Source organism: Ruegeria sp. AU67 (assembly GCF_900312795.1).
Classification (GTDB): Bacteria; Pseudomonadota; Alphaproteobacteria; order Rhodobacterales; family Rhodobacteraceae; genus Ruegeria; species Ruegeria atlantica.
Genome location: NZ_OMPH01000006.1, coordinates 157,121 through 183,223 on the forward strand (window position 1 = coordinate 157,121; position 26,103 = coordinate 183,223).

At 57.1% G+C, this 26,103-nt stretch carries 26 protein-coding genes; 19 read left to right on the plus strand and 7 right to left on the minus strand.

All coding sequences use genetic code 11. The features are described from left to right. Window position 1 precedes the first annotated feature (1 nt). From DK510_RS02225 to DK510_RS02235, 3 genes are read left to right on the plus strand one after another with little or no spacing between them, the layout of a single operon-like run. Entirely contained in the window at window positions 2–1,087 is a 1,086-nt protein-coding gene (locus tag DK510_RS02225) for a microcin C ABC transporter permease YejB (protein WP_109310717.1), read from the plus strand. Next, window positions 1,088–2,194, plus strand: coding sequence for an ABC transporter permease (locus DK510_RS02230; protein ID WP_108861177.1), 1,107 nt, complete (start codon window positions 1,088–1,090; stop codon window positions 2,192–2,194). Further along, window positions 2,191–3,768: an ABC transporter ATP-binding protein gene (locus DK510_RS02235; RefSeq protein WP_109310718.1), complete on the plus strand. Its 1,578-nt coding sequence runs from the start codon at window positions 2,191–2,193 to the stop codon at window positions 3,766–3,768. Before DK510_RS02230 ends, DK510_RS02235 begins: the two co-directional genes overlap by 4 nt. A gap of 20 nt (window positions 3,769–3,788) precedes the next feature. On the opposite strand, the gene DK510_RS02240 is transcribed toward DK510_RS02235, so the two are convergent. Further along, window positions 3,789–5,717 (minus strand): elongation factor G, encoded by a 1,929-nt coding sequence (locus DK510_RS02240; RefSeq protein WP_109310719.1) that lies wholly within the window; start codon window positions 5,715–5,717, stop codon window positions 3,789–3,791. Window positions 5,718–5,894: 177 nt separating this feature from the next. Continuing rightward, window positions 5,895–7,250 (minus strand): oxygen-independent coproporphyrinogen III oxidase, encoded by a 1,356-nt coding sequence (gene hemN / locus DK510_RS02245; RefSeq protein ID WP_109310720.1) that lies wholly within the window; start codon window positions 7,248–7,250, stop codon window positions 5,895–5,897. A 64-nt stretch (window positions 7,251–7,314) separates the two neighbouring features. Between hemN and fnrL the strand changes: the two genes are divergently transcribed. Together fnrL and DK510_RS02255 are read left to right on the plus strand one after the other, a co-directional pair. After that, window positions 7,315–8,055, plus strand: coding sequence for a transcriptional regulator FnrL (gene fnrL / locus DK510_RS02250; protein WP_109310721.1), 741 nt, complete (start codon window positions 7,315–7,317; stop codon window positions 8,053–8,055). A 64-nt stretch (window positions 8,056–8,119) separates the two neighbouring features. Then, the gene (locus DK510_RS02255; protein ID WP_058272498.1) at window positions 8,120–8,374 is read left to right on the plus strand and encodes a GlsB/YeaQ/YmgE family stress response membrane protein; all 255 of its coding nucleotides are present in this window, start codon (window positions 8,120–8,122) and stop codon (window positions 8,372–8,374) included. Window positions 8,375–8,420: 46 nt separating this feature from the next. Here the strand turns inward: DK510_RS02255 and DK510_RS02260 are convergent, their stop codons facing one another. Next, entirely contained in the window at window positions 8,421–9,260 is an 840-nt protein-coding gene (locus DK510_RS02260; protein WP_109310722.1) for a universal stress protein, read from the minus strand. A gap of 195 nt (window positions 9,261–9,455) precedes the next feature. Between DK510_RS02260 and ccoN the strand changes: the two genes are divergently transcribed. The 11 genes from ccoN to nusG all read left to right on the plus strand — a co-directional run bounded on the left by ccoN (window position 9,456) and on the right by nusG (window position 19,530). Then, window positions 9,456–11,063, plus strand: coding sequence for a cytochrome-c oxidase, cbb3-type subunit I (gene ccoN, locus DK510_RS02265; protein ID WP_108861216.1), 1,608 nt, complete (start codon window positions 9,456–9,458; stop codon window positions 11,061–11,063). Window positions 11,064–11,076: 13 nt separating this feature from the next. After that, window positions 11,077–11,805 carry a cytochrome-c oxidase, cbb3-type subunit II gene (gene ccoO / locus DK510_RS02270; RefSeq protein WP_109310723.1) on the plus strand — a complete coding sequence of 243 codons (729 nt, stop codon included), beginning with the start codon at window positions 11,077–11,079 and terminating at the stop codon, window positions 11,803–11,805. An 11-nt stretch (window positions 11,806–11,816) separates the two neighbouring features. Next, window positions 11,817–12,053: a cbb3-type cytochrome c oxidase subunit 3 gene (locus DK510_RS02275; protein WP_109310724.1), complete on the plus strand. Its 237-nt coding sequence runs from the start codon at window positions 11,817–11,819 to the stop codon at window positions 12,051–12,053. Then, window positions 12,050–12,913: a cytochrome-c oxidase, cbb3-type subunit III gene (gene ccoP / locus DK510_RS02280; RefSeq protein ID WP_109310725.1), complete on the plus strand. Its 864-nt coding sequence runs from the start codon at window positions 12,050–12,052 to the stop codon at window positions 12,911–12,913. Before DK510_RS02275 ends, ccoP begins: the two co-directional genes overlap by 4 nt. Before the next feature lie 408 nt (window positions 12,914–13,321). Beyond that, window positions 13,322–14,197, plus strand: coding sequence for a LysR family transcriptional regulator (locus tag DK510_RS02285; RefSeq protein ID WP_109310726.1), 876 nt, complete (start codon window positions 13,322–13,324; stop codon window positions 14,195–14,197). A 100-nt stretch (window positions 14,198–14,297) separates the two neighbouring features. After that, complete coding sequence (gene ccoG, locus DK510_RS02290) at window positions 14,298–15,725, plus strand: cytochrome c oxidase accessory protein CcoG (RefSeq protein ID WP_109310727.1); 1,428 nt, start codon at window positions 14,298–14,300, stop codon at window positions 15,723–15,725. 1 nt (window position 15,726) lies between these two features. Further along, window positions 15,727–16,185, plus strand: a complete 459-nt coding sequence (locus tag DK510_RS02295) for a FixH family protein (RefSeq protein ID WP_109310753.1) — start codon at window positions 15,727–15,729, stop codon at window positions 16,183–16,185. Window positions 16,186–16,188: 3 nt separating this feature from the next. Continuing rightward, window positions 16,189–18,366 (plus strand): heavy metal translocating P-type ATPase, encoded by a 2,178-nt coding sequence (locus DK510_RS02300; RefSeq protein WP_109310728.1) that lies wholly within the window; start codon window positions 16,189–16,191, stop codon window positions 18,364–18,366. Window positions 18,367–18,371: 5 nt separating this feature from the next. Further along, window positions 18,372–18,530 (plus strand): cbb3-type cytochrome oxidase assembly protein CcoS, encoded by a 159-nt coding sequence (ccoS, locus tag DK510_RS02305; protein ID WP_058272490.1) that lies wholly within the window; start codon window positions 18,372–18,374, stop codon window positions 18,528–18,530. 68 nt (window positions 18,531–18,598) lie between these two features. Further along, window positions 18,599–18,796: a preprotein translocase subunit SecE gene (secE, locus tag DK510_RS02310; protein WP_058272489.1), complete on the plus strand. Its 198-nt coding sequence runs from the start codon at window positions 18,599–18,601 to the stop codon at window positions 18,794–18,796. A gap of 200 nt (window positions 18,797–18,996) precedes the next feature. After that, on the plus strand, window positions 18,997–19,530 hold the full coding sequence (gene nusG / locus DK510_RS02315) for a transcription termination/antitermination protein NusG (RefSeq protein ID WP_058272488.1): 534 nt from the start codon (window positions 18,997–18,999) through the stop codon (window positions 19,528–19,530). Between the two features lie 131 nt (window positions 19,531–19,661). On the opposite strand, the gene DK510_RS02320 is transcribed toward nusG, so the two are convergent. Continuing rightward, window positions 19,662–20,426: a hypothetical protein gene (locus DK510_RS02320; RefSeq protein ID WP_160116423.1), complete on the minus strand. Its 765-nt coding sequence runs from the start codon at window positions 20,424–20,426 to the stop codon at window positions 19,662–19,664. Further along, entirely contained in the window at window positions 20,423–21,283 is an 861-nt protein-coding gene (locus DK510_RS02325) for a hypothetical protein (RefSeq protein WP_160116424.1), read from the minus strand. The genes DK510_RS02320 and DK510_RS02325 overlap by 4 nt, the downstream gene beginning before the upstream one ends. Before the next feature lie 312 nt (window positions 21,284–21,595). Here DK510_RS02325 and rplK point away from each other — a divergent pair, with 312 nt between their 5' ends. Then, window positions 21,596–22,045, plus strand: coding sequence for a 50S ribosomal protein L11 (gene rplK / locus DK510_RS02330; RefSeq protein WP_037314971.1), 450 nt, complete (start codon window positions 21,596–21,598; stop codon window positions 22,043–22,045). Window position 22,046: 1 nt separating this feature from the next. Next, window positions 22,047–22,745: a 50S ribosomal protein L1 gene (gene rplA, locus DK510_RS02335; RefSeq protein ID WP_109310731.1), complete on the plus strand. Its 699-nt coding sequence runs from the start codon at window positions 22,047–22,049 to the stop codon at window positions 22,743–22,745. Between the two features lie 163 nt (window positions 22,746–22,908). Here rplA and DK510_RS02340 read toward each other — a convergent pair whose 3' ends face one another. Together DK510_RS02340 and DK510_RS02345 are read right to left on the minus strand one after the other, a co-directional pair. Next, entirely contained in the window at window positions 22,909–23,949 is a 1,041-nt protein-coding gene (locus tag DK510_RS02340; protein WP_109310732.1) for a Hint domain-containing protein, read from the minus strand. Between the two features lie 160 nt (window positions 23,950–24,109). Continuing rightward, window positions 24,110–25,084: a phosphotransferase gene (locus DK510_RS02345; protein ID WP_109310733.1), complete on the minus strand. Its 975-nt coding sequence runs from the start codon at window positions 25,082–25,084 to the stop codon at window positions 24,110–24,112. A 483-nt stretch (window positions 25,085–25,567) separates the two neighbouring features. On the opposite strand from DK510_RS02345, the gene rplJ reads away from it, so the two are divergent. Beyond that, window positions 25,568–26,086: a 50S ribosomal protein L10 gene (gene rplJ, locus DK510_RS02350; protein ID WP_058279825.1), complete on the plus strand. Its 519-nt coding sequence runs from the start codon at window positions 25,568–25,570 to the stop codon at window positions 26,084–26,086. Window positions 26,087–26,103: the final 17 nt, after the last annotated feature.

The following is a 26,103-nucleotide window of genomic DNA, read 5'->3' on the forward strand; positions in this document are numbered from 1 at the left end:
CATGGGAGCATATATTCTTAGACGACTGTTGCTGGTCATCCCAACCCTGCTTGGGATCATGATCGTCAACTTCACGCTGGTTCAGTTCGTTCCTGGCGGTCCGATTGAACAGATCATCGCCCAGTTGGAAGGTGGCGGTGATGTGTTCGAAGGAATCGCCGGCGGCGGCAGTGACATCGAGCAACAAACCGGCGGCACGAATGACCGCTACATTGGTGCGCGTGGCCTTCCGCCCGAGTTTATCGAGGAGCTGGAAAAGGAGTTCGGGTTCGACAAACCGCCGGTTGAGCGGTTCTTCGACATGATGGGCAATTACCTGACGCTGGACTTTGGCGAAAGCTATTTTCGGTCGATCAGCGTAACCGATCTGGTGTTAGAAAAGATGCCGGTGTCGATCTCGCTGGGTCTGTGGTCCACGCTGATCGCGTATCTGGTGTCGATCCCGCTGGGCATTCGCAAGGCGATTAAGGACGGGTCACAGTTTGATACCTGGACCAGTGGCGCGATCATCGTAGCCTATGCTATTCCCGGCTTCTTGTTTGCGATCCTGCTGTTGGTTCTGTTTGCCGGGGGATCATATTGGCAGATATTCCCGCTTCGGGGGCTGACCTCGGATAACTGGGACAGCCTCAGCCTGTTTAGTAAGATCGTTGACTACTTCTGGCACATTGCCCTGCCGATTATCGCGCTGACGATTTCGGCCTTTGCGACGCTGACTCTGCTGACCAAGAACTCGTTCCTGGACGAGATCAAAAAACAATATGTCATGACCGCCCGCGCCAAGGGTCTGAGCGAAAGCCAGGTTCTATACGGCCATGTTTTCCGCAACGCGATGCTGATCGTAATCGCCGGATTCCCTGCGGTTTTCATCGGTGTGTTCTTCGGGGGGTCGATCATCATCGAGACGATCTTCTCGCTTGACGGTCTGGGCCGTCTGGGTTTCGAGGCAGCCGTTGCACGGGACTATCCAGTGATTTTCGGCACACTTTTCATCTTTGGCCTGATGGGGCTGGTAGTTGGCATCATCAGTGACCTGATGTATGTGCTGGTCGACCCGCGCATCGATTTCGAAAAGCGGGAGGGGTAAATGGCACTTTCCCCACTCAACCAGCGTCGCTGGCGCAATTTTCGCCGTAATGGACGTGCATTCTGGTCGCTGATGGTGTTTTCCGTGCTATTTGGTTTGTCGTTGTTCGCCGAATTCATCGCCAACGACAAACCGATCCTCGTGAAATACCGCGGTGAGTTTTACACGCCGATTTTCAATTTCTACGCGGAAACCGAATTCGGCGGTGATTTCCAGACCGAGGCAATCTATCGCGACCCCGAGGTGCAGTGCCTGATCGACAGCGGTGGCATCGAAGACTGTTTTGACGACCCCGAGGGGATTATCGACGAAATCAAGGCCGGTACATTCCAAGCAGAAGGGTACGAGCGTGGCTGGGCCGTCTGGCCGTTGATCCCGTATTCCTTCAACACCAGCGTTGATCGCCCCGGTGCAGCGCCGCTGCCACCCAACGGGCAAAACCTGCTGGGCACGGATGACACCAAGCGCGACGTGTTGGCCCGTGTAATTTATGGCTTCCGACTGTCGATTTTGTTCACGCTTATGGTCACGGGTGTGGCCAGTCTTGTGGGAATTTTTGCCGGGGCTATTCAAGGCTTTTTTGGCGGCTGGCTGGACCTGATCTTCCAACGGATCATCGAAATCTGGTCAGCGACTCCTTCGCTTTACGTCATCATCATCATGTTCGCCATTCTGGGTCGAAGTTTCTGGCTGCTTGTCGCGCTGATGATCCTGTTCAGCTGGACCGGGCTTGTGGGTGTTGTCCGGGCTGAGTTCCTGCGGGCGAGAAATCTGGAATATGTGCGCGCTGCGCGGGCACTGGGTGTGGGCAATATGACAATCATGTTCCGCCACATGCTGCCCAACGCGATGGTCGCTACGCTGACCTTCATGCCCTTTATCGTGACGGGCACCATCGGCGGCCTGGCTTCACTGGATTTTCTGGGCTTCGGCCTGCCGTCTTCCGCCCCGTCTTTGGGTGAGTTGACCTTGCAGGCCAAGCAGAACCTGCAGGCACCGTGGCTGGCCTTCACCGCCTTTTTCACCTTTGCCATTATGCTGTCGCTACTGGTCTTCATCTTCGAAGGCGTACGCGATGCATTTGATCCCAGAAAGACCTTTTCATGAGCCTGCTGGATGTGAACAACCTTAAGGTCTCGTTCCGTCAGGACGGGCAGGTGAGCGCAGCAGTCAAGGGCGTGTCCTTTACTGTGGATCGGGGTGAAACGGTTGCGCTGGTGGGCGAATCTGGATCCGGCAAATCAGTCACTGCGCTGTCGACAGTATCTTTGCTGGGTGACAGTGCGATTGTCGAAGGTTCGGTCACCTATGAAGGGCACGAGATGATCGGCGCGTCTGACCAGCGCCTGATGGATGTGCGCGGTAACGATATCAGCTTCATCTTTCAGGAGCCGATGACCTCGCTCAACCCTCTGCACACGATCCAGAAACAAATGGCCGAGTCACTGGCATTGCACCAGGGCCTGACAGGTGATGCTGCACGGGCCCGGATTGTCGAATTGCTGACGAAGGTCGGCATTCGCGACCCCGAGGAACGTCTGGACAGCTATCCGCATCAATTGTCAGGAGGCCAGCGCCAGCGTGTCATGATCGCTTTGGCACTTGCCAACAAGCCCGATATTCTGATCGCGGATGAGCCGACAACGGCCCTGGACGTGACCATTCAGGCACAGATCCTCGAACTGCTGGCCGAGCTTCAGAAATCCGAGAATATGGGGATGCTGTTTATCACCCACGACCTTGGGATCGTGCGCCGCATCGCCGATCGGGTTTGCGTGATGAAGGATGGTGAGATTGTCGAGACCGGCGCGACCCAGGAGATATTCGACAACCCCCAACACCCTTACACCCGCAAGCTGTTGGCGGCGGAACCATCCGGTCATCCCGATCCTGTGGCCCCCGACGCCGAAGAAGTAGCGCGCACCGATCATCTTAAGGTCTGGTTCCCGATCCAGCGCGGGTTCCTGAAACGCACAGTTGGACATGTGAAGGCGGTGAACGATGCAACGCTCAGCGTACGCGCCGGTGAAACCTTAGGGATTGTGGGCGAAAGCGGCTCGGGTAAGACAACGCTGGCGCTGGCGATCATGCGGTTGATTGCGTCCGAAGGGGCGATAACCTTCCGCGATCAGGATGTACGCCGTTGGTCGACGCGAGAGTTGCGGCGCCTGCGCAAGGACATGCAGATTGTGTTTCAGGACCCATTCGGAAGCCTCAGTCCCCGGATGACCTGCCAGCAGATCATTGCCGAAGGGCTGGCAATCCACAAGGTCGACCCGCACCGCTCGCCACGGGAACTGGTCACCGAAGTGATGACCGAAGTGGGCTTGGACCCGGCTGCGATGGACCGCTATCCGCACGAATTCTCGGGCGGGCAGCGTCAGCGTATTGCCATTGCACGAGCCATGGTCCTCAGGCCCAAATTGCTGGTTCTGGATGAACCGACCAGCGCCCTGGACATGACTGTGCAGGTTCAGATCGTCGACCTGTTGCGCGATTTGCAGCGTAAGTACGGACTGGCCTACCTATTTATCAGCCACGATCTGAAAGTCGTGCGTGCGATGTCCCACAATGTGATTGTCATGCGAAACGGTGACGTGATCGAAATGGGGTCAGCCGAAGATCTGTTCGAAAACGCCCAGACAGACTATACCCGCGAACTGATTGCGGCGGCGGGCTGAAACCAGCCCGCCCGGGGCTTTCAGGCATTCGCTGTTTCGCGTGCCGCGGATTTTGGAACCGGGCCGCGAAGCTCTTCGTAATGGTCGAATTGCAGTTTTACCCACCCGGTGCCGCGTGTCGCGCTGGCGAGGGTGCGGTGTAACTCGTCTTCGGCCACAGCAGGCAGTTGGGCATTGAAAATCTCCCATCCAGACGCGTTGGGATTGCCTTCAAAGCCCAGAACCTGACCCTGCAGCGAACTGATCGTAGGCACCAGGTCGCCCACGAAATCCGAGGGTAAGTGGATTTCGGCGTTCAGGATGGGTTGCAGGACCACCGGTTTCGCTTGCGGCAAAGCCTCTCGCACCGCGTTCTTGCCCGCAGTGCGGAACGCATAGTCGGAACTGTCGACGTTGTGATGCTTGCCATCGCTGAGCGTGACTTTGACATCCACAACCGGGAACCCTTCAGGCCCTTGAACCAGCGCATCCTTGGCCCCGTGTTCGACCGATGGGATATAGTTTCTGGGCACGGCGCCCCCTTTGACGATCTCTTCGAATTCGAACCCGGCCCCACGTGGGGTCGGTGCGATCGAGATCACCACATCGGCAAATTGTCCTGCGCCGCCGGATTGTTTGCGGTGGCGATGGCGATGTTCGATCGGTGCGCGGATGGTCTCGCGATAGGCCGTCTCAACCGTCTGGGTCTCAATCTCGATACCGAAGTCTTCAGCCAGCTTGGCGCTGACCCGGCGCATATGCTGAGGCCCTTGCGATCCCAGAACGGCATGACCACTCAGTTCATCGTGCTGCAGGTGCAGTCCGGGGTCAATCTCGACCAGTCGGGATAACGCGTTGGACAGGCGTACATCGTCACGCTCATGTGCCGGTGACACAATTTGCCGGTGGGCGGCCGGATGGGCCTCGGCCCACTCCGGTAACGGTGTGGCTCCGGTACTGTCATACAGGTTGCCGGGGTTGAGGTGGTCGGATTTCACAGCCAGCCCGATCTGACCAGCTTCCAATTCCGAAATTTGTGTTTTGGCATCCAGTGTCGTCAGGTTGCCAACCGATTCGCCGCCTAAAGCTTCATGCGCTTTGACGCCCTTGCCCAGACCGCGCAGCACGATGATTTTTCCGATGTGCTTTTTGACATCCGCGAACCCGGCAATTGCGCGCGCGTCTTCGGCTGCTTCGTCCCGCCCGGCGGCGATATTGAATTCAGGGGCTTCGTGACGAAGCGCTTTCATCAAACGGGTCAGCCCGTTGCCGTGGCTGGCAGACCCCAGGCAGGCCGGGATCAACTGGTGGCTTTGCAGAACCTGCGCGGCCAGATCATAGATTTCTGCGCTGGGCGGCTGTTTGTCCTCGATCAGTTGTTCCAGCAGATGATCATCGAAATCTGAAAGCGTCTCCAACAATTCGGTTCGGGCTTCCTGTTCCCGGTCTTCGACGGACTGCGGAAGTTCGATCAGGGCCGAGGGTTGCCCTTCCTGATACTTCCATGCCCGCTCCGAGATCAGGTCGACCGCGCCGATGATCGCCTCGCCATCGCGGATTGGAACCTGCCGCAATGCGATGTGGTGTGTGCAGTAGGTTTGCAGAGCGGCGATGATATCGCGGATACGTCCGTTTGGGGTGTCCATGCGATTGATGAACAGAAAGCAGGGAATACCCGCCTCTTCGACCAGCCGCAGATAAGGGGCGCAAAGCACGGCGGCGTCCGGGTCGGGCGGTACGACGACGACAGCAGCATCCGAGATCGCCATGGCAGGGCCTACATAAGCCATGGTGTCGCTGCCACCATTCACGTCGATGGCACACCAGGGTTCGTCCAAGTAAGAAAAACCGTGCAAATGCACGGTTCCGGAAACGTCGAATGTGGTTGGCCGGCCATCAAGGCGGCTGATGGCCTCGACCAGTGTTGTTTTGCCCGAGTGGCTGGGGCCGAGGACAGAAAAAACGCGCATGAATGCAGTCCCTCTTTCAAGTTGCAGAACGGCTGCACGAAAAAGGCGGTCGAGCGCGAACGCGTCGGCACATACTGTCTGGTACTCTGCCTGCCTCAGGCACGGGGCGGATTTCCACCCGCCCTACAAGTGTGGGGAAAACCCACCCTCCGCGTCAAGTCCTGTCCTGCGTTGGTATCAGATCGCCGAGCTGTGTCCCGCCTTGCTCAGATCATAGGCATCAAAGGTGCGGGCGACCATTCGGGTCAGCGCGCGCGCCTCGGGCGGGATGAACAGGCCGTCTTCAGAGATGCTTAGCAACCCGTCGAAGGTTGCGTTTGCAGTCTGATACATCTCCTGCAATTCCGCGGCGGTGATGTCGTGGTCGCGCAGTATCTCGGCGGTATCTATCCGGAAATCGCACATCAACGCTTCAATCAATCGGGCGCGCAAGATGTCTTGGCCTTTGAACAAATGCCCACGGGATATTGAGAACCCGCCCTCGCGGATCGCTTTGGTATGTGCTGACGTCGCGGGTGCGTTCTGGGCGTATCCTTGCGGGAATCGTGAGATTGAGCTTGCACCAATCCCGATCAAAATGTCGGACTGATCGTCGGTGTAGCCCTGAAAGTTGCGCTTTAGCCTTCCCGTGTTCAGTGCGTGCGTCAGCCCGTCATCCTGCGTGGCAAAGTGGTCAATGCCGATTTCGGCATACTTGTCCCACAGGAACAGGCGCCGGGCCGTATCGAACAGATCCAGGCGGTCTTCGGGCGTTGGCAGGGCATCCGTTGGGATCAGCTGCTGCCGCTTTGCCATCCACGGCACATGCGCATACCCGTACAACGCCACCCGGTCCGGGCTGAGCGACAGCAATTTCTGCACGCTTTCAGTCATCCGCGCCTTGGTCTGGTGCGGCAGACCATACAGAATATCGGCATTCAGGCTGGCGATGCCGCGCGCGCGGATCATTTCTATGGCCTTGCGGGTGGTGTCGTAACTTTGGATGCGTCCGATGGTTTTCTGGATTTCGTCGTCGAAATCCTGCACGCCGATAGACGCACGGTTCATGCCAGCCTCGGCCAATGCATCGAGCCGACCCTCGTCAATCTCGTTCGGGTCGATTTCGACCGAGAACTCTGCATCCGGCCCCAACGGAACAATCTCAAGAATCCGGGCGGCCAGATCGCGCATCAGATCGGGGTTCAGCAGGGTGGGTGTACCACCGCCCCAATGCAGGCGCGAAAGGGTTACCCCCGCAGGAAGGTGGGCGGCCAGTAGGTCCAGCTCGGCCTTGAGGACATCCACATAGGCGATCACCGGGTTGTCGGTCTGAGTGCCTTGCGTCCGGCAGGCGCAAAACCAGCACAGCCTGCGGCAGAACGGGACGTGGACGTACAGCGACACGGAACTGCCGGGCTTGATCCCGGAAATCCAATCACCAAAAAGACTTGGCCCCACATCGTTGCTGAAATGTGGGGCGGTGGGATAGCTTGTGTAACGCGGGACTTTCGCGTCAAATAGTCCAAGCTTTGTTAATTGCGGTTTCACTATCATAGCGATACCGTTAAGGCACGGCCGTCTACGAAACCTTGACTGAGATCAAGTGGAACCGCGAACGATGTTAAAAGCGCAATTTGACCATACCAACTGTTCGGACTGCCCCATTCGGCACCGAGCCGTCTGTGCACATTGTGATGTCGATGAATTGGAAGAGCTTGAAGGCATTAAGTATTATCGGACTTTTGAGGCGGGCCAAACGGTCATCTGGTCGGGGGATCAGATGAACTTTGTGGGCTCTGTCGTGTCGGGCATCGCCTCGTTGACCCAAACGATGGAAGATGGTCGAACGCAAATGGTCGGCCTGCTTTTGCCCAGTGACTTTGTCGGCAGGCCCGGACGGGAATCAGCGCCTTATGACGTCCTGGCCACAACTGATTTGGTCATGTGCTGTTTTCGCAAGAAACCGTTCGAAGCCTTGATGAGCAGCACGCCACATATCGCGCATCGTCTTCTGCAGATGACACTGGATGAGCTGGACGCGGCGCGTGAATGGATGTTGGTTCTGGGGCGCAAGACCGCGCGCGAAAAGATTGCAAGCCTGTTGTCAATAATTGCCCGGCGGGACGCTTCAATTACGCCCAAGCAAAAACCTGGCCCGATTGTCTTTGACCTGCCGCTGACGCGTGAGGCTATGGCAGATTATCTGGGATTGACGCTTGAAACCGTAAGTCGCCAGATTTCGGCCCTGAAGAAAGAGGGGGTTATCGAGTTGGAAGGCAAACGGCACGTGACAATCCCCGACATGCGGCGCCTGATGGACGAGGCCGGCGACGACTCCGATGGCGGCTTTCTGATTTAAGCCTATCCTGCTGCCTGCAGCCGTGATTTACTGAATACGTGAATGAACCGCGCAGGAGTAAGGCATGGAATTCAGTAGCATTTTGGCAATGCTGGTCATCGGTGCAATCGCCGGATGGCTATCGGGCAAAATCATGGAAGGTCGAGGATTCGGCCTGATCGGAAATATCATAGTCGGAATCGTGGGCGCCTTTCTTGCAGGCTTGATTTTCCCGGCGCTGGGTTTTTCGGTCGGTGGTGGTGTGTTTTCGGCGATACTCTTCGCAACCATCGGAGCGGTCATTCTGTTGTTTGTGATTGGTCTCATAAAACGCGTTTAGGCCATCCGTTCGAACGGATGGCCCCCCGAATCGGAAACACTTACAGTCAGTGTGCCAGAAACACTGGGACCGAGGCTTGTTCCAGCATGTTTCGGGTTGCCCCGCCCAGGATGGCTTCGCGGAACCTTGAATGGCCGTAAGCGCCCATGACGATCATGTCCGCTTCGCTGTCGGCGGCGTGCCTGTTCAGGATGTCTGATACACGGGTCATAGTTTTGCTGAGCACGTCGATCTCACACTTGGTCCCGTGCCGGGCCAGCATCTGAGACAACAGCCCGCCGGGATCAGAGCGGTCGGGGCCGTGGCGCGGCGGGTCGATGACGACAATCCGGACCAGATCGGCTTGCGTCAGGAAAGGCAGGGCGCATCGGATGGCGCGCATGGCTTCGACACTTTCATTCCACCCGATCAGCACAGTACCGGGGCGCTCAAAGGGCGCTGCATTGTCGGGTGTGACCAGAATTGGCGCGTGACCCTCGAACATGGCGGCTTCGACAATTGGTTCGGCCTCGGCGCTGCGGTCTTTGCCATAAGGTTTAGGCAGGACAACCAGATCCGAGAACCGGGCACGATGCGCCACGTGGCGACCAATATCAGCGATCTGAGCGACCCCGCTTTCAGCAGACCAGCGAATACCGGATTTACCCATGTAATCCTGAGTTTGCGTCAGCAGTTCGTCGGCGTCTGCGTTGGCCCGGCTCAGCGTTTCTTGCAGGACCAGAGCATTTGCACCTGCGTAATAATAGCCCGCTTGGCTGCGATCTACGCCAAGGCATAGCGCTTCGGCATGCGCATCCTGTGCATTTGCCAGCGCAACCATTTGCGCCAAGGCTGATTGTGATTGTTCCGAGTCGGTTACGACTGTGAGAAGAGATTTGTACGCCATTTTGACCTCTTGTCTTCGGGGCTGAGACACCTGCGGCTACGCAGCTCAGTCTAAGGCTTAGGATTGTCACAGATTTCAGGTTAATGTTTTGATACAGATCAAAGCAAGATTGGCCGCTGTCGGACAAAACAACGGCCAGTCAAAAGGGTTCCGCGACAAATAAGAATCGCGCGGGGCATGGCAAAGGGACGCAATATGTCAAATTACATCAAGCTGATCGTGCTTGGTCTGATCGCGATATTCGCGGCGATCGGAACCAATTATGCACGCGATTTGGCGTATCAGGTGCACGCAATTCTGGTGATGCTGATCGCCGGTGGTTTGTTCATCTGGACGCTGAGAAATACGGATGAGCCAGATATCCTCGTCGACCGTTCGGCCGAGTACATGGATGACGTGATCCGCTATGGCGTGATCGCAACTGCCTTCTGGGGGGTGGTCGGGTTCCTTGCGGGGACCTTTATCGCCTTTCAGCTCGCCTTTCCGGTGCTGAACTTTGAGTGGGCCCAAGGTTATCTGAACTTTGGCCGTTTGCGCCCGCTGCACACTTCGGCGGTGATTTTTGCCTTTGGCGGCAACGCGCTGATCGCGACATCGTTCTACGTCGTGCAGCGTACCAGCGCCGCGCGCCTGTGGGGCGGAAATCTGGCATGGTTTGTATTTTGGGGCTATCAGCTGTTCATCGTGCTCGCCGCAACCGGCTACGTTCTGGGCGGGACCCAGTCCAAGGAATACGCTGAACCCGAATGGTATGTTGACCTGTGGCTGACCATCGTTTGGGTGGCCTATCTGGCCGTCTATCTGGGGACGATCGTCAAACGGAAAGAACCCCACATCTACGTGGCAAACTGGTTCTATCTGGCTTTTATCGTCACAGTCGCCATGCTGCACCTGGTTAATAACATGACCGTCCCCGTCAGCATCTGGGGTTCTAAATCGGTCATCGTCTGGTCGGGTGTACAAGACGCCATGATCCAGTGGTGGTACGGCCACAACGCCGTGGGCTTCTTCCTGACTGCAGGCTTCCTGGGCATGATGTATTACTTCATCCCGAAGCAGGCCGAGCGTCCGGTGTTTAGTTACAAGCTGTCGATCATCCACTTCTGGGCTCTGATCTTCCTGTATATCTGGGCCGGTCCGCACCACCTGCATTATACCGCGCTGCCCGACTGGGCGTCGACGCTGGGCATGGTGTTCTCGATCATCCTGTGGATGCCGTCCTGGGGTGGCATGATCAACGGCCTGATGACCCTGTCGGGCGCCTGGGACAAGCTGCGCACTGACCCGGTGATCCGGATGATGGTGATCTCGGTCGGGTTCTACGGCATGTCCACGTTCGAAGGGCCGATGATGTCGATCCGTGCGGTCAACAGCCTCAGCCACTACACCGACTGGACCATTGGACACGTGCACTCGGGCGCGCTGGGCTGGAACGGAATGATCACCTTTGGTGCGCTGTACTTCCTGGTGCCGGTCCTGTGGAAACGTGAGCGCCTGTACTCGCTGCAGATGGTCAGCTGGCACTTCTGGCTCGCCACTATCGGTATCGTTCTGTACGCAGCGTCGATGTGGGTCACCGGTATCATGGAAGGCCTGATGTGGCGTGAAGTTGATGCAAACGGCTTCCTGGTGAACTCGTTCGCTGACACCGTGGCTGCCAAATTCCCGATGTATGTGGTGCGTGCTTTGGGTGGCGTGATGTTCGTCGCTGGTGCGTTGATCATGTGCTACAACCTGTGGATGACTGTGCGGAAAGCGCCGGCCAAAGAGGCCAGCCTGACCGTCGCGGTCCCGGCTGAATAGGAGGGCCGGAGCAATGGCAATTCTCGACAAACATAAGATCCTCGAGACCAACGCGACCCTTCTGCTGATCTTCAGCTTTTTGGTCGTGACCATTGGTGGCATCGTGCAGATCACTCCGCTGTTCTATCTTGAGAACACCATCGAGAAGGTGGAGGGCATGCGCCCTTACACCCCTCTCGAAATGGCGGGCCGTGATATTTACATCCGCGAAGGCTGCTATACCTGCCACAGCCAGATGATCCGCCCGATGCGGGACGAGGTCGAACGCTATGGCCACTACTCGCTGGCGGCTGAATCGATGTATGACCACCCGTTCCAATGGGGGTCCAAGCGTACCGGTCCTGACCTGGCCCGTGTGGGTGGCCGTTATTCCGACCAGTGGCATGTTGATCACTTGCGTGACCCGCAGTCGGTGGTTCCGGAATCGGTGATGCCGAAATACGGCTTCCTCGAGCATCGCAAGATCGACGGCAAGTATATCGGTGATGTTATGGCGGCGAATGCCGTGGTGGGCACGCCTTATACCGAAGAGATGCTGACAAACGCACAGGCCGACTTCCGTGCGCAGGCCGACCCGGACAGCGACTATGACGGTCTGCTGGAACGGTACGGTGACAAGGTCAGCATTCGTAACTTCGACGGTCAGCCGGAATTGACCGAGGCCGATGCGTTGGTTGCTTATCTGCAGATGCTGGGAACGCTGGTCGATTTCTCGACCTTCACCCCAGACCCGAGCCGCTAAAGGAGGGTGTGATGGAAGAATACACAATCCTGAGGCAATTCGCGGATAGCTGGATGCTGTTGGTACTGTTTGTCTTCTTTGTTGGCATCGTGATCTGGGTTTTCCGTCCCGGAGCCAGCAAAGAATACAAGGACACTGCCAACATCCCGTTCCGGCACGAAGATGCCCCAGCGCCCCTTAGAGGCGACGAAACAGCTGCGCCCCATGGGGGCGACAAACCCGCCACATCCAAGGAGGCGCGGCAATGAGCAAGACACCTGAAAAACAGCCGGGCGATCCAAACACAACCGGACACTCCTGGGATGGCATCGAAGAGTTCGACAACCCGATGCCGCGCTGGTGGCTGTGGACCTTTTACGTCACCATTATCTGGGGCGTGATCTATACGATCATGTATCCTGCCTGGCCGCTGGTTCAGTCCGCAACCGCCGGTGTTCTTGGCTGGTCATCGCGAGAATTGGTGCAGGAAAAGATCGTTTCTTTCGAAGAAGCCAATGCGCCGTGGAACGCCAAACTGGTTGAAACCTCGCTTGAGGATGTCTCGAAAGATCCCGAGCTGCAGCAATATGCGGTCAACGCGGGCGGCGCGGTTTTCCGGACATGGTGCGCGCAGTGCCACGGTTCGGGCGCGCAGGGTGCGCCGGGTTTCCCGAACCTGCTGGACGACGCATGGCTCTGGGGTGGTTCGCTGGAAGATATCGAGACCACCATTGCCTATGGTATCCGGAATGAAGAAAGCGACGACGCGCGTTATTCTGAGATGCCAGCCTTCGGTGAAATCCTCGAAAAAGAGGAGGTCACCCAGGTCGTGCAATACGTCATGTCTCTGACCAATGCGCAAAGCGACGACGCGGCGGCGCAGGCGGGCAAGGTTGTCTTTGAGGACAACTGCTCGGCTTGCCATGGCGAAGACGGCAAGGGTGACGTCACACAAGGTGCCCCGAACTTGACCGACGCGATCTGGCTATACGGCGGCAGCCAGGAAGCCCTGACAGAAACGGTGACCAACAGCCGCTTTGGCGTGATGCCCCCGTGGGAAAACCGCCTGACCGAAGCGCAAATCCGCGCTGTCACCGCCTATGTCCACCAGTTGGGTGGCGGTCAGTAACCGCAAAAGAATACCTTCGGACGGTTCGCCGTCCGAAGGTTGAGGCACCGGCTGTTCCATCTGTTCGCGCGTTTCCTGAACAGCCGGTGCTGCCTCTCTACCTTACAAACCACCAGCGAGGCGGTCCAGACGCGGGCTTCGGTTTGCTATTTGCATTGCGAAAAACTGGCGCGTTTGTGTTGCCTCCACCAATGACTTACCGGCAACCAGCGTTGCTTTTGTCTGTCAGGCCGATCCGATGATTTTGGTTCATCCAGCTCATGTGTCTGGGTGGCGATCATGAATGACTTTGCAAGAATTGAGAGCATCTGACATCTCCTGAGTTTTGGTTCTTCTGTCATCAGGATTGATTTTCAGACTGCAAAATGCGACTCAATTAGCATTTCTATATGTAATCAGGGCTTACTTATGAACTGGATGGAAATGCCGCCGCTCGCATCTCTCAGAGCTTTTTCCGCTTTCGCGGCGACACGGAATGTTGTGGAGGCGGGCAACTCACTGAATGTCAGCCACGCTGCCATCAGCCAGCAATTGCGCGCGCTTGAGAAGCACCTCGAAATTGCGCTGTTGGACCGCACCGGCAAATCCATGACCTTGACGCCAGAAGGTGAAAGGTTGGCGCGCGCACTGCATCTTGGGTTCGGTGCGATTGGCGATGCCTTGGTCGAACTGACCCAATCCAAACAGGATCGTCCGGTTCATGTATCTTTGACGTCGTCCTTTGCCGCGTCATGGTTGATGCCCCGCCTGCCTGCATTTCAGGCCGAACATCCGGATATCCAATTGGCGCTTGATCCGTCACCTGCACTGGTCAGCCTGGATCCCGGCGGTGTCGATGTGGCCATCCGCTATGGTGCGGGCACATGGCCCGGTGTCCGTACAGAAATGTTGCTGCAAAGCCCAATGGTGATCGTCGCGGCCCGCAATCTGGTGGGGGAAAAACCGTCGTGGACGCCAGACGAGCTCAGCGAACTGCCCTGGCTTGAAGAGTTCGGCACCACTGAGGCAACCAACTGGCTGGCCCGACGTGGTGTCGGGCACGGGCCAAATGCAGGGCGAATCTCATTGCCCGGCAATCTGCTTTTGGAAGGGTTGCGCGCGGGGCAGGGCGTAACCGTCACGGCGCGGCATTTTGTCGAAGCAGAAATCACGTCGGGCCAAATCATCGAACTGTTTCGCGAGCCCGAAAACAGCGGATATCACCTTGTTACTGGCGATTTCCCTCTGCGTCCGGCGGCAAAAACTTTTATTGCATGGCTCAGGCGGCAAGCTGGTAAGATGTGACAAAAGGTGTCTGCACGATGCGCTTTTGACCCATGTCAAAGTGACTACCTTTGTGTTCTGGAAAAAGACACCGTGATATAGCCACATCTGGAGCCAGCCCGTGAGCGATTCCGACCCCGCACCCAGCCTTTACGCCGCAAGAGAACCCATATTTCCGCGTCGCGTGTCCGGGCCGTTTCGCAATCTGAAATGGATCATTCTCGCCGTTACATTGGGGATCTATTACATCACCCCGTGGATCAGATGGGACCGGGGGCCCAGCCTACCGGATCAGGCGGTGTTGCTGGATTTGGCCAACCGCAGGTTCTATTTCTTCTGGATCGAGATCTGGCCGCATGAATTCTACTTTGTTGCCGGTCTTTTGATCATGGCGGGGCTCGGTCTGTTTCTTTTCACCTCGGCGCTGGGGCGCGTGTGGTGCGGATATGCCTGCCCGCAGACGGTTTGGACTGACTTGTTCATCCTTGTCGAACGCTGGATTGAAGGGGATCGGAACGCGCGGTTGCGTCTGCATCGGCAGGAAAAGCTAGACTTTCGCAAAGCGCGGTTGCGGCTGACGAAATGGGGTGCCTGGCTTTTGATCGGTCTGGCGACCGGTGGTGCCTGGGTGTTCTATTTCGCCGATGCGCCGACGCTTCTGCGGGACCTTGTGACCGGGAACGCCCATCCGGTTGCCTATACGACAATACTGATATTGACGGGCACGACCTTCCTGTTCGGTGGCTTCGCGCGCGAACAGATCTGTATCTATGCCTGCCCATGGCCGCGGATCCAAGCGGCGATGATGGACGAGGATACGCTCGTCGTCGGGTACCGCGAATGGCGTGGTGAGCCGCGCGGCAAGGGCAAACGAACTGCGGATTCCGAGCTGGGGGACTGCATCGACTGTATGGCCTGCGTCAATGTCTGCCCGGTTGGGATCGACATTCGCGACGGACAGCAATTGGAGTGCATCACCTGTGCGTTGTGTATCGACGCCTGTGACGACATGATGGCCAAGATCGGCAAACCGCGTGGTCTGATCGACTATATGGCTCTGAGCGACGAAGCCAACGAGCGGGCAGGTAAGCCTCCCAAAAATGTCTGGAAACATATCCTGCGGCCCCGGACCATCCTGTACACGGCCCTTTGGTCACTTGTCGGCATTGGGCTGCTGTTTGCGCTGTTCATCCGGTCCGACATCGAAGTTACCGTGGCCCCGGTTCGCAACCCGACCTTTGTCACCCTGTCCGACGGCACGATCCGCAATACCTATGACGTGCGCGTGCGGAACAAACATGGCGAGGAACGGCTGTTCAAGCTGTCTCTGTCCGGTGATCCGGCGATGCGGATCGTGATTGAAGGCACGCCACTTGATACAGTGAATGTCACGGCGGATACTGCGCAATTGCAGCGGGTCTATATTATCGCCTCCAAAGACACGGATCCGGCAGCGGCGGACGCGACACCGGTTCGGATCTGGATCGAGGATATTGAAAGCGGTGAGCGCGCCTACAAGGACACGACGTTCAATGGACGAGGAAACTGAGATGGCCGAGCGTCAATTTACCGGAAAGCACTTTCTGGCGATCTTTGTCGCTGCTTTCGGGGTGATCATTTCCGTGAATCTCGTGCTGGCCTACAAAGCTGTCAAAACCTTTCCCGGGCTCGAGGTCAAAAACTCTTACGTCGCCAGTCAGGAGTTCAACGAGCGCCTGAAGGTGCAACAGGCCTTGGGTTGGGAAATCCGGGCTGAGACCAATGGCGGTCTTTTGATCCTGCACATCACCGACCAAACCGGCGCGCCGGTCCAGGTGGCCGAGTTGCAGGCAGTTGTTGGCCGGGCGACACATGTGAAAGAGGATTTCACCCCGGATTTCACTTTTGACGGGACCGCCTATTCCACGCCCGCAGCGCTGGGCAAGGGGAACTGGAACATCCGTCTGGTGGCCAAAGACAACAGCGGTGCCGAATTTGCGCAGCGGGTTCCGTTGTATGTGAAAGGGTAGGGGATGACCGCTCAGCTCAGCTCAGGTACGGCGGCGTGCCCTGGTTGCATCGCAGCACCGGCGGAACCAGCGCGACCCGTTCCTGAAGATGTGCAGATTGCCCTATCCCTGCCCGGCATTCACTGCTCGGCCTGTATTGCGAATGTTGAACGCGCGCTGAACGCCCATCCGGGTGTCGAGGACGCGCGGGTCAATCTGACGCTCAAGCGTGCAATGGTCAAAGCAGCCGCTGAGACACACGCTGCCGACCTGATCCCCGTTTTGGAGCGTGCCGGGTACGAGGCGCATGAGCTGGACCCGGGCGCTTTGTCGGCAACCCAATCCGACAAGGCCGGGCGTGATCTGCTGATGCGATTGGCGGTGGCTGGTTTCGCGTCGATGAACGTGATGCTGTTGTCTGTGTCGGTCTGGTCAGGGGCTACGGATGCGACGCGGGACCTGTTTCACTGGATATCTGCGGCAATTGCACTGCCTGCGATTGCCTTTTCCGCACAGCCCTTCTTTGCCAACGCCTGGAGTGCGCTGCGCGTCAAACGATTGAACATGGATGTGCCGATTGTGCTGGCCATTCTGTTGGCGCTCATGACCTCGCTGTGGGAAACCGCGCTCAGCGGAGAGCATGCCTATTTCGACGCCGCACTGACGCTAACTTTCTTCCTGCTCGCGGGCCGATATCTGGACTACCGCACCCGCGCCGCAGCGCGATCAGCAGCCGAAGAACTGACGGCCCTGGAAGTGCCGCGTGCCATTCGCTTAGTTTATGGGGCCGAAGAAGAGGTGTCCGTCGCAAGCCTCGCGGTTGGTGATCTGATTCTAGTTCGCCCCGGTGGCCGTATGCCGGTGGATGGTGAGATTGTATCGGGTAAATCGGAGCTCGACCGGTCATTGTTGACGGGCGAGACCCTCCCGGTCTTTGCCGAAGCTGGTCTTGCCGTCAGCGCGGGTGAGGTTAACCTGACCGGCCCGCTGACGATCCGGACCACAGCGGTCGGTGAGGATACTTCACTGCACCGTATGGCGGATCTGGTGGCCATCGCAGAATCCGGTCGATCGCGCTATACGTCGCTGGCTGACAAGGCGGCCAAGCTATACGCGCCGGGGGTGCATATTCTGTCCGCGCTTAGTTTTTTGGGTTGGTACATCTATTCCGGCGATATCCGAACCGCGCTGAACATCGCTGCGGCGGTTCTGATCATCACCTGCCCCTGTGCGCTGGGGCTTGCCGTGCCTGCGGTGACGACGGCGGCCTCGGGGCGACTGTTCCGCAAGGGGATGCTGATCAAACACTCTACTGCGCTGGAACGTCTGGCCGAGGTTGATACGGTCGTTTTTGATAAAACCGGCACACTTACATCCGGCACTCCGGAATTGACCAATCTTGAGGATCATTCCCGCGCGGATCTTGAGATTGCACTGGCACTGGCCGAGGCGTCTTCGCATCCGTTGTCGGTGTCGCTTGCCAAGACCGCCAGAGATGCCGGGATCAAGCCTGCCAGACTTGAGGATGTGGTCGAGGTTCCGGGGTATGGCACCGAAGGAACCTACCGCGGTCAGCGCGTGCGCCTTGGACGCGCGGGTTGGACCGGCGCTCCTGAGGGTGATCAGACGGCAGCCTGGTTGGCGGCCACGGATCAGTCACCGGTTGCGTTTTTGTTCTCGGATTCGTTGCGTCCAGGCGCGGCTGAGGCTGTGCAGGCGTTCCGCGACGGCGGAAAGAGCGTCGTGCTCATCTCGGGTGATACACGAGGCGCGGTTCAAACGCTGGCAGACAAGCTTGGAATTGAAACATGGATTGCCGAGGCGCTGCCTCAGGATAAAGCCACCCATGTGCAGAAGCTCAACGACCAGGGCCGCCATGTCCTGATGGTTGGTGACGGGCTGAACGATACGGCGGCGCTTGCAGCGGCGCATGTGTCAATCTCGCCCGCCTCAGCGCTGGACGCGGCGCGGGTGGCGTCGGATATCGTATTGCTCGGCAACGACTTGTCCCCGATTGCAGATGCCTGTGACACAGCTGTGAAGGCGACCAAAAGGATTCGCGAGAACTTTCGCATCGCTACGGTTTACAATATTATAGCGGTACCCTTGGCCGTGGCCGGGTTCGCCACGCCACTGATCGCGGCATTGGCGATGTCGACCTCGTCCATTACCGTGTCCCTGAATGCCCTGCGCCTGAGGTAGTTGATATGGAAGTTCTGGCCTATCTCATACCGATTTCCCTGTTTTTGGGCGGGGTTGGCCTTGTGGCGTTTATCTACACGGTGCGGTCGAACCAGTATGATGATCCCGAAGGTGACGCGCGGCGTATCCTCAGCGATGAATGGGATGACAAACCCAAGTCCTGACCACTCTTGAAATTGTCGCAATGCCCGGTTATGTCCGGCCCATCCGCTAGCAGAGAGAACCAAGCCAAATGGCAACAATGAATCCGATCCAGTTCATTCAGCAAGTCCGCGCCGAAGTCGCAAAGGTCGTCTGGCCCACGCGTCGTGAGGTTCTGCTGACCACGGTCATGGTGTTCATCATGGCGGCACTGACCGCCGTGTTCTTTGCGCTGGTCGATCTGGGTATTCGCGGCGGTCTTCAACTGATCTTGGGCGCATTCGGTTAAACCGGGTTGGGCCGGGCGGAAACGCCACAGCCCCCTTGCACAGCGCGGGATGTCAGAGTAGTTGACACAGTACTATTCGGAATGGGCGTGCGGCGATTCGGGCTGTGCGCCGCTTTTTATTCCGGGTGACGTGACAGAATTTCAATGACGGTGCTTGCGGCATTCCGAACGCACCAAAGGCAAACAAGGACGACAGGTTCATGGCGAAACGGTGGTACTCGGTCAGCGTTCTTTCGAACTTCGAAAAGAAGATCGCAGAGCAGATCCGCACGTCCGTGGCTGAGCAAGGCCTTGAGGACGATATCGACGAAGTACTGGTGCCCACCGAAGAGGTGATCGAAGTGCGCCGGGGAAAGAAGGTCACGACCGAACGCCGCTTTATGCCCGGCTACGTGTTGGTGCATATGGAAATGTCGGATCAGGGCTATCACTTGGTCAACTCGATCAACCGGGTCACCGGCTTCCTGGGGCCGCAGGGCCGCCCGATGCCGATGCGCGACGCCGAGGTGAACCAGATCCTCAACCGTGTTCAGGAGGGTGAAGACGCGCCGAAACTGATGATCTCGTTCGAAGTGGGCGAGAAGGTCAAGGTTAACGACGGTCCGTTCGAAGATTTCGACGGTATGGTCGAAGGTGTGGACGACGAAGCCCAGAAACTGAAAGTCTCGGTTTCGATCTTTGGTCGCGAAACCCCGGTCGAGCTGGACTTTACGCAGGTTACGAAGCAGGGTTAAAACCCACTTCAGCGAATTTTGGAGCGCCGCGATGCTTGGAGCAACGCGGCGTTTTTGCTTTTGTGGCATCAGCTATTTAGGTTCGCGGACGAAAGGCAGAAGATACCGACCGGAATGAAAGAGCTTTGCAGCTAGGGCGGACCGGGAATTAGTTCTTGTTGTTGTAGAACTGTTAGGATGTCCAGAATTGTCGACGGGCTGACATCCACCGAACCGTCCAAGAATACACCAAGTCCACCCTCTCCGATCTCTCGCGGGCCGCCAGTGTCATAAACCGGATCAAGAGACGCGAGCTCTGCCGGCAGGACCGGACACAAAGGGGTTTCGTTCAAAACAAGGTCTACGGCGGCCAGCATCAGCTTCTTGACGGACTCGAGAGTATCGTCCTCAAGGAGTTTTTCGCGTTGCGCTTCGGGAGCCGTGAGTACGAGGTCGATAAGTTCAAAATAGGCACAGTTGTCCCGCAACTCGACAGTCGCTTCGGTGGACATGTTTGCCTGGATAGCATTTTTTTGTTCACCCCGCTGAAAGTCGCGCTCACTGGTTCGGCTGCATTCAAAGATCGTGATGGTCACTTGCCCATCCAGATCTATCGCGTCGTCTTGGGCTTTAAAGCTGAATTCATCCAGTCGGACTTGCAGGCCGCAATTGTCGACTATCGCGTTTTCAGCCAGTCGATCAGGTACAGTTTTCTGTACTTCGCGCAGATCAAGAAGGGCACCCACCCCGATCCGGGTAGGGGCAACAGCGGAGAGGTTCAGGTCAAGCGTATATGGCAATTCCGTATCACGAACTGGCAGCGTTGCGTCGATGACAAAATCTACCTGTTGCGCGTTGGGTGCTCGGGCTCCCAGAACAACTGCCATTAAGACTGGAAAAATTAACCAAAGTCTCATTCAGCAAACTCCAATACGCCAAGCTCCTTAAGTCCTCCAAGGACTTCGACAATTGTCTCAGCGCTGACATCGGCAGATCCGACAATGGCAGCACCCATCCCGCCAGGCGCAATTTCCCGAGTGCCTCCGGACTCGTAAATCGGGTCGAGTAGTGTGAACTCAGGGGGCAATGGCGGGCAGACCGGGTGCGCAGCCAAAAATTCCCCGCCTTTTTCGAGGACGGCTTCGTTGATGCGGTTGGTCAGTCCGAAAAGATTGGAGACAGCGCCAATAAAACCGCGCGGGTTTAGATCGACGCCTTCGATACTGAAAGCCAGGCATTGGCCCTTCACCTCGGCCTTGGCGACCGCGACCGCGTCTACCGTGGCCCCAAAATACCGAAAGCCCGGTTCTTCATGGCGGTTACATCTCGTAAACTGTGCACGGGCTGAACCCTCGATCTTTATGGTGTCGTCTATGGCGGTGACGTCGCGAACCTCAAGATAGATCTGGCGTTTGCAGCTTTCTTCCAAAGGACCGGTCAGTATTTGAGGCGCTTTTTCCTGCAATCCGCGCAAATCCATGAATGCGCGCAGTTGCAAACGGGTTGGGCTGGCTTCTTCGAGGCCACCATAGACAGTGAACGGAACCGGAATTTCACGCAGCGGGACTTCTTTAGTCAATTTGATCTGAAACTGACCGGCATAGGTGGCGGGATCAATTCCCGCCGAAGAGTATGAAGAAGAACTGTTGGACCCGTCGGTTTGGGTGACCGCCTTCGGCTCTGTACCCTGATCCTGCGCTTTGCTACCGCAGCCCGGCAGCATAGCAGAAAGAATGCAGACCAATAGCCCCTTGTTCAGTCGAGATGATGCCATCCCTGACCACCTCTTCTGTGTCCAAGCCGTACCAAGATACCCGCCTGCGTTTCTTAAGCAACTTATGTATTCAATTTATTTATTTTGTTTTGCTGTTTTCAACTGTCACAGGGGCTCGTCCAGGACACAAACGCGCCTTTTGGAAATAAGGTGCGAGCTACTTGCCAACCCCACCATTCCCCTATAAATGCCGCCTCTATCGTCTTCGGGCGAGATTCTATCGTGGGAGGTTGCTGGGATCGCGATCCCGGATCGGACCACGCAACATAAACCGGGTGGGACGCGTCTTGCCTACGTTGAAAGGAAAACCAAATGGCCAAGAAGCTTGCTGGTACAATGAAACTGCAGGTTCCTGCAGGTCAGGCGAACCCGTCGCCGCCAGTTGGTCCGGCGCTGGGTCAGCGCGGCATCAACATCATGGAATTCTGCAAGGCGTTCAACGCCAAGACCGCAGACATGGAGCAAGGCGCACCTTGCCCGACCGTGATTACCTATTATCAGGACAAGTCCTTCACCATGGACATCAAGACGCCGCCCGCGTCTTACTACCTGAAAAAAGCGGCTGGTCTGAAGCCGGTTGGCAAGCGTAACCGTCCCCGTGGCGCGGAAAACCCAGGTCGTGAGACCGTGGCAACCGTGACCTCGAAGCAGGTTCGCGAAATCGCCGAAGCCAAAATGAAAGATCTGAACGCCAACGACGTCGAAGGCGCAATGCAGATCATCCTGGGCTCGGCCCGCTCTATGGGCATCGAGGTGAAGTAAGATGGCAAAACTCGGTAAACGTACGCGCGCCGCGCGCGAAGCTGTCGCTGGCAAGGAAAATCTGTCGGTTGACGAAGCAGTTGCCCTGGTCAAAGCCAATGCAACCTCGAAATTCGACGAAACCATCGAGATCGCGCTGAACCTGGGTGTTGACACCCGTCACGCGGACCAGATGGTTCGTGGTGTTGTCGGCCTGCCAAATGGCACCGGTAAAACCATGCGCGTTGCTGTGTTCGCTCGTGGCCCCAAGGCTGACGAAGCGAAAGAAGCAGGTGCGGATATCATTGGCGCAGAGGACCTGATGGAAACCATTCAGGGCGGCACCATCGAATTCGATCGCTGCATTGCCACCCCGGACATGATGCCGATCGTCGGTCGTCTGGGTAAAGTTCTGGGCCCCCGCAACCTGATGCCGAACCCCAAAGTTGGCACCGTGACCATGGACGTGAAAGCGGCCGTGGAAGCAGCCAAGGGTGGTGAAGTTCAGTTCAAGGCAGAAAAAGGCGGCGTTGTGCACGCCGGTGTTGGCAAAGCGTCCTTCGACGAAGCCAAGCTGGTCGAAAATGTCCGCGCCTTTATCTCGGCCGTGGCCAAGGCCAAACCGACAGGTGCCAAAGGCACCTACATGAAGAAAATCGCGCTGAGCTCTACAATGGGCCCTGGCGTGACGCTGGATGTTGCTACCGCTTCGGGCGAATAAGCCCTATTGCAATAACGCGAAAAAGAAATCCCGGGTGGTGCGAACCGCCCGGGATTTCTTTGTACTAAATGATGATCAGGCTGTCCGCGTGAGGATCACATTCAAGTGGCTTGCGCCAGGCGGAAGCTGCGGTTTAAGAATGTGCGCGTCTGACCTCTACGGCTTAGATATATGCGCGTAATACACCGGCCTCCCGCGCGCTGATTGTTGGTGCAGCGGTGCGTCGAAACGCATTGCTGATATCCTCGATCGACGGGAACAGCGCCAGGATTTCCGACCGTTGCGGGGACGACAGCGCGTATTTTGCATTTTCGCCGAAATAGTAGCTTTCTGTCAGCGCGCCGTTGGACCGGACAATGTGGTGTCGATCGAACATGAAGTGGGTGTAGGTAATGCGATCCGTCGGGCGGATCGAAACCCCCGGCAGGCCACACAGGTGCTTGGCGGCCACGAACACTTCGGATGATCCAAAAAGCATGTCAGTGGCAGGTGAGCCGATCAGAATGCGATGCTGTTGCGAAACCACCAGCTCTTTCGTGTTCCCGATAGCGCCGGCCTCGATCACCACAGGAGCAAATGACCCATGACCATGAACCTCGGTCGTTCCGATCCAGAGGATCGGTTGAAATCCGCTGTCCCGTGTCCAGACGCATTGACCTTTTGTGAGGTCTTGAACCTCAACGATACCGTCGGCAGTCTCGATAAGGGTTCCCGGCCCAAAGCAGGTAACATAGTCAGCATAAGCCGACGACCCGGCATTTGAACCACCGGTTTTGACATACGACGTTCCGGTATCTAGCGGGGCAGATGTCGCATAGCCCCAAACGTCCTGCGTCACGCCGCCTTGGGAAAACACATAGATGGTGATTTCTGGCCCGGTCGGGTTGAGATCGTCATCCAGGGCTCGCACAGTGATAACTGACTCGGATTCTACCTGCATGCCGTTTGTCACTATGCCGCCACCATCGGTGATGACGTGGCCAGTTGGCAGGTCATCGTCGAAAACATCAGGGCTGCCAGCAGTGTCATCCAGTGTGATGGTGGTACCGGTGCCGCCCGAGTAGGTAAAGATGGTGCCATCCGGTGTGTCCGAATTGTTGATGATCGAGCCTCCGACCACGATATCGTTCGCGTCAGCTGTATCCGGGACGAATGTAGCGACCAGGCTGGAGCTGTCCTGAGCAAAAAAACTGCGGAGAACCATGTAACCGACTTACCTTCTGTGTGGCGGATTTTGTCGGCCTAAACTGACAAACGCCGCGTGGGTTATGGTTTGGGATAACGTTTCTTGGGATGGTTCGGTCAACTAAGATTTGCGCGATGTCGCTCACAATCTCGTCATTTACGCTGACCATCCATCCAGCTCAACGGTGCTGGAACGCGACCTGTAGCCGATCGCCCAGTCTTTGCCGCTTGTCTCTTTCGAATTCGCTGCATTCGTGGTCGTTTCGCCACAAGGCCAACCAGTCTTTCAATAGCCGTCCGCGGAGACAATAATCCAGGATCTCAACATTGACAGGATGTCGGTAAAGGCGAAAGAACATGTCTTTGTTTCTTTTAAGGATACCGCTTCGGTCGACACCGGATGCGCCGCCATTCCGAAAAATATCCGCTTTTAGAAAATCGACGATATCGTAGACCGCTAGCTTGTCTCGGGCTTCGGTGAAATCCAGACCAATCGTTTTCCCCTGTCCCACAATCAGGTTCTGCCCGTGATAATCGCCATGTGAAAACACGCGCAGGTCCTCGGTGCCCTTCAGGCGGGTCCCTTCGGACAGCATCAGGTTCACCATCGTCCGGCTTTGGTTCGCGATTTTGTTGGGAACGGCCGTCATCAGCTCTTTCAAGCTGCCTGTCATCCACCTGGGGCGAAAGGCGTAGCGAAGAGGCGGGTTGCGACTGTGAAGATCGTTCAGCCACGACCCCGCGCGACGGTACACCTGGGCGACCTGATCATCGTCTTTGCTGTTGTAGATCAGATCAACGGCGGTTGGCCGATTGATGTATTCGGTCACCAGAAAAGCGCCACCTGGCGAGAGGTAAACGGGTCGGACAACGCGCGAAGTCTCATTGCCCTCAAAAAATCGGTACAGTTCGACGAGCAGGTCATATTCGTTCCGCAATCGCCCGGTGTCTGGCGATTGCGTGTCGATCTTAAGGGCGAAGGCCTGCGCTGCGGTATGCAGGATCACGACGGATCGCGTGTCGTCGAACGCATGCGATCGGTAGATGCATTCATAGCGGCGGATGGGCACTTTCAGGAACTGGTTTGAAAACTCGTCGATATACAAGGCGACGCGGGCATTTTCTTCGTCTGAAAGGGGCAGCGTTCCAGCCAACGGGCCAAGTCCTGAGTGCTATTGTCCAGTCTCCGGACAGGATAACAGTGCGATGTCCGTGTCAACGGAAAGTCGATGCTTGGAGCTGCTTGAATGGGCGTTTGCGCGTTGTGCTGCGTAAATCCGCGCCTATATACATGCTAAGCTCCAAACGGGGTGGAAATCGTTTTCGACAGATGCTGTTGCGAACCTGCGCAAACCGCAATTTACCCCTTGGAAACCGGCCCCATCTGCCCTAAGTAGGGCTACGAAGTAAAGCGTGCGATTCGTCGTGCGCTTTATTTTGTTTCGTCCAAGACGGTGGGTGGTGTCATACGGCCCCTTAATTCCCTGCCTGAGACGGGTAAGACCAAAGAATTCTGGGGGGGGTCCAACCCTCGGGCGAATTTTGGCCAATCCCGTAACAACGGACCTGAACGCCGGAGCGAAAGCTGCGGCAAATATGAGCCGGGGTGAGATATCGCCCCAAACTTGGAGAGAACTGTGGATAGAGCCCAGAAAGAGAAAGTGGTCGAGGAACTCGGCCAAATCTTCGAAAGCTCTGGCGTCGTAGTGGTTTCGCACTACGCCGGTCTGACAGTTGCCGAGATGCAGGACCTTCGCGCACGTGCTCGTGACGCGGGTGGCTCCGTGCGTGTTGCCAAGAACAGGCTCGCCAAAATCGCCCTTGAGGGTAAGCCGTGTGAAAGCATGGCCGACCTGCTGACAGGGATGACCGTTCTGACCTATTCCGAGGACCCTGTGGCAGCAGCCAAAGTGGCCCAGGACTACGCCAAAGAGAACCAAAAGTTCGAAATTCTTGGCGGTGCAATGGGTGAGAACGCTCTGGATCGTGCCGGCGTCGAAGCCGTGTCGAAAATGCCTTCGCGCGAGGAGCTTATTGCTACTATCGCGGGCATGCTTGGCGCACCTGCTTCGAACATCGCTGGCGCAATTGGCGCACCTGCAAGCAACATCGCAAGCATCCTTTCCACCATCGAAGAGAAGGCGGAAGCTGCGTAAGCGGTTGGCACTGAATG